General features: G+C 56.5%; 2 protein-coding genes, 1 pseudogene and 1 other annotated feature. All 3 genes and pseudogenes read right to left on the bottom strand.

All coding sequences use genetic code 11. The features are described 5' to 3' along the window. Positions 1-116: 116 nt before the first annotated feature. Positions 117-712, bottom strand: a pseudogene (locus OC184_RS19655) (IS110 family RNA-guided transposase); the annotation flags it as partial. 119 nt (positions 713-831) lie between these two features. Further along, positions 832-2,802 carry an acyltransferase family protein gene (locus tag OC184_RS19650; RefSeq protein ID WP_265508866.1) on the bottom strand — a complete coding sequence of 657 codons (1,971 nt, stop codon included), beginning with the start codon at positions 2,800-2,802 and terminating at the stop codon, positions 832-834. Between the two features lie 312 nt (positions 2,803-3,114). Further along, positions 3,115-3,170, bottom strand: a sequence feature (sul1 is cis-regulatory element that is thought to sense ions involved in sulfur or methionine metabolism; They are found in Alphaproteobacteria). A 3-nt stretch (positions 3,171-3,173) separates the two neighbouring features. Beyond that, the coding region (locus tag OC184_RS19645) for a hypothetical protein (protein WP_265508864.1) at positions 3,174-3,365 on the bottom strand (192 nt) is incomplete at its 5' end.

Below are 3,365 nucleotides of genomic sequence, written 5' to 3'. Positions count from 1 at the left end.
GCGCAGCACGCCCATGATCTGTGCCTCGGAGAAACGGCTCTTCTTCATCGGAATCTCCTCGTCCAACTTGCCGAGAAAATTCTACTTCCGCATCCCCTTAATCACAGGGAGGATTACCGGGTAATCTCCGCATCAAGCTTAGCGATCTCTGAATCCAGATGCGTGAGCGCCGCGATCAAGGCCTTCAGTGTAGGAATGGCGCCGGCAAGCAGATCACTTCCGGGCCCTCGACGAGGGCGATCAGGCGCGCGGCGTTGGATGCTCCCTGCGGCACGATCTGTCCGAACTCGGTCAGATGGCCGCGCAAGGCATTGATGGCTTGCGTGCGTTGCCGGATCAGCAGCTCGCGGATGCGAAAGACCATGGTGGCCGCTTGAGTTTCTGTACTTTTCACAGGGACAAAACGCATTGCCGCCTCGAAGATCGCTTCGACATCGGCAGCATCATTCTTCTGACGCTTTACGAATGGCTTTACATAGGCACGCGGGATCAGCCGCACGTCATGGCCCAGCTTGCCGATCTCACGGCCCCAGAAATGCGCGCCGCCGCAGGCTTCCACTGCGACAAGGCAAGATGGCAGCTGGCTGAAAAATCCCAGCACCTGCGCCCGCCGCAACTTCTTTCGCAACACGGCCCGGCCTGCGCCGTCGGCTGCATGCACCTGGAACACATTCTTAGCCAGATCGAGCCCGACCGTGATAATCTCTGACATGACCGCCCCCTTTGTGGATCGTTGCAGACCCACCTTGGCACACAGATGCCGTCGGGGGCGGTCACATCATCAACGCCGTCCAGATCTCCGTTGTCGTGGCCGTTGTGCCCACAGCTGGCTCAATCTGATGCCCAGTTCTCCCTACTGGCCGGAATACGGCCAGCGTCGTGGAAAATGTTGGTTACTGCATGATTAAAGGACGGCAGTGCCAGTATCTTCTCCGCCCCGTACCTTGTCAGATGCTGATTATCAGACAGGATCAGCTTTTGATCTTGCAGAAAGTAACACTGCTCGCTATCGCACATTGCTTCGTGTGCGAAGACTTTCGCAATGTTTACATCCTCTACGCGACTCAGCACGTCGAGCGCCACGGCGTTTTCTGCCATGAACTGCTCCAAGGGAACGGCCAGCTCTTTGATTAGCTCGCCATCGGATAGGTAGTGTCGAGCCGCTGTGTCTAAGATCCAGAAGTCGGCATGAGGGTAGGGCATGATCATCAGAACTGGTGCATCCAGACGCTTCAGCGTGGACTCGATGTCGTCCGCCACGAGATCGCGCTGAGCATTCGTCATATCGCTGATGCTTTGGCCATCGTAGAGTGTGCTTTGACCAAAGTCGGGCCAAGATGCCGCCGTTACAACTAGATCCACTCCCATCTCTTCCAGATATTGAACGGCGCGTTCTGTATAGTCTGCGCAAGCGACCGCCAATGGCGTCGTTGCAATAGTCCGAACTGCAGGCATGCACATGCCGTGGGTCAGCTGGTGGATCTCTACGTCCATGTCGCGAAAGCGGTCGATCACTGCGGGTGCGAGGCTCGCGGCTATGGAGTCACCAAGAATGGCGATTTTGAATGACCCTTCGCCGAAGATACATTCCTCCGTGGGGAAATCCACGCGCCCGCCGCGTGCCTGGAAGAGGCAATTCCGTGACCACCTGCCTTCGGTGAACTGCTGCCTCGGACCATCCGGGAAGCGCTGCGGGAGGCCGTTTGTAACCGCTGCGGATACTCCAAAGCCGAAAAGCGCAACTGCCAGCGCGGCAGCTGCTGCACTCGAAACTTTCTGACTGCGTAAGGAGACGTTCCCTCTGCGCCGCCACGGGATCTCCACCAACCACCACGTTATCCAGCCCAAGAAAAGCGAGGCCGCGCACAACGCCAGCAGAACCACGGGCGACGGACCTTCCGCGCTCCGCAGCCGGGCGAAAGCAAAGAGCGGCTGATGCCAAAGATATGTGCTATAGCTGATCAAGCCGATGCCGACGAAACCACGCATGGAAAGAAGCCGCGCAACTTGGGTCCCGGGCGATCCAAAGAGAATGATAAGAGCGGCCCCCAGCACTGGAACCAAGCCCTTGATCCCCGGTATCTCAGTCCATGGTGCGAACTTCGTGATAGCAGCGACGATCATGGCAAGCCCGAGCCCTGCCAGCCAGTTATTGGCAGGCAGCGATCTTTTGAACAGGACGAGAGCACACAAAGAGCCGATGAGCAATTCCCATGCTCGGGTATGGCTCAGGAAGAAACTGGCGGGCGGCGCGAAATGCCACTGCATCTCGGCCCAGACCAAGCTCACTGTCGCAAGCAACAAAAAGAGCCCGAAGATGACGGTGCGCCCGAGACGCCATGCAACGATGAGCAGGAGTGGAAAGATCATGTAGAACTGTTCCTCCACCGCCAAGCTCCAGGTGTGGAGAAGGGGCATGAGGTCAGCAGCGGCTGCAAAGTATCCACTTTCCTGCCAGAAGTGGATGTTTGACACGAAGAGCAGCACGGCGATGACACTTTCACCGAAAGCCTCAAACTGGTCCGGGGTCATCCACAGCCAGGCAAAGGGAATGCAGGCCGTAACAATGACAAAAAGGGCCGGCAGGATCCGCCGCGCACGTCTGGCATAGAATTGTGCAAGGGAGAATCTTCCCTCAGCGAGATCGCCCATGACGATTGTCGTGATGAGATAGCCGGAGATGACAAAAAAAACGTCGACGCCCACAAAACCACCGCGAAAGGTTGTGAACCCTGCATGAAAAAACATTACTGGCAACACCGCCACCGCACGCAGTCCGTCTATCTCCGGCCTGTATCTCATTGGACTATAACCTTGTTTCTCGTGGAAGATCTGCTTCGAAACCGGGTCGTACTGTAGTTGTTCCTGAAGCGCCGACGTCTCCGGGGATCAGCGTGCGAGCAGTGCAGCGGCTTGCTCAGAAATGATCTGGGTCAAGGGGGTACGTTGAGTAAATATTGGGAGCAACCGCAATGAGTCCGCGCCAAAACATGGTCCGGAAGGTGACCAAACCAGCTGTTTAAGTCATTGAAATAGATAATCATGAACAATCCCAAACCCTACAACGTGCGGTCTTACCCAAACGTCTTAGTTGCTTTTTACGGGTTATCAAAAGATTGTCCGGCGGATCGGCGGCCGGAAGAGCCACCCGGGATCTCACCGGGTCCTTGCGCTTAGTAACCTGATAATCTTAAACAGGCGAGAAGATCAACCGTCTCACTTCTTTCTGATCCGGCATTACGCTTAGCAACTGTATCTTTCAGGCCATCGCGGCGGTCCGTTTCCGACGGCTCCTGCACAGGGCGTTCGCGATGGTGACGGGCTTTCTGGCAACGGCGGTGATGATGACCTTGTGCGGTTTTCCA

It is taken from the genome of Paracoccus rhizosphaerae (genome assembly GCF_026162645.1).
Taxonomy (GTDB): domain Bacteria; phylum Pseudomonadota; class Alphaproteobacteria; order Rhodobacterales; family Rhodobacteraceae; genus Paracoccus; species Paracoccus rhizosphaerae.
Note: the sequence above shows the minus strand (reverse complement) of the source record. Positions and strands in the feature narration are given on the sequence as shown.

Coding starts and splice junctions, on each gene's coding strand:
- OC184_RS19650 (WP_265508866.1), bottom strand. CDS start 2,802: ATGAGATACAGGCCGGAGATAGACGGACTGCGTGCGGTGGCGGTGTTG.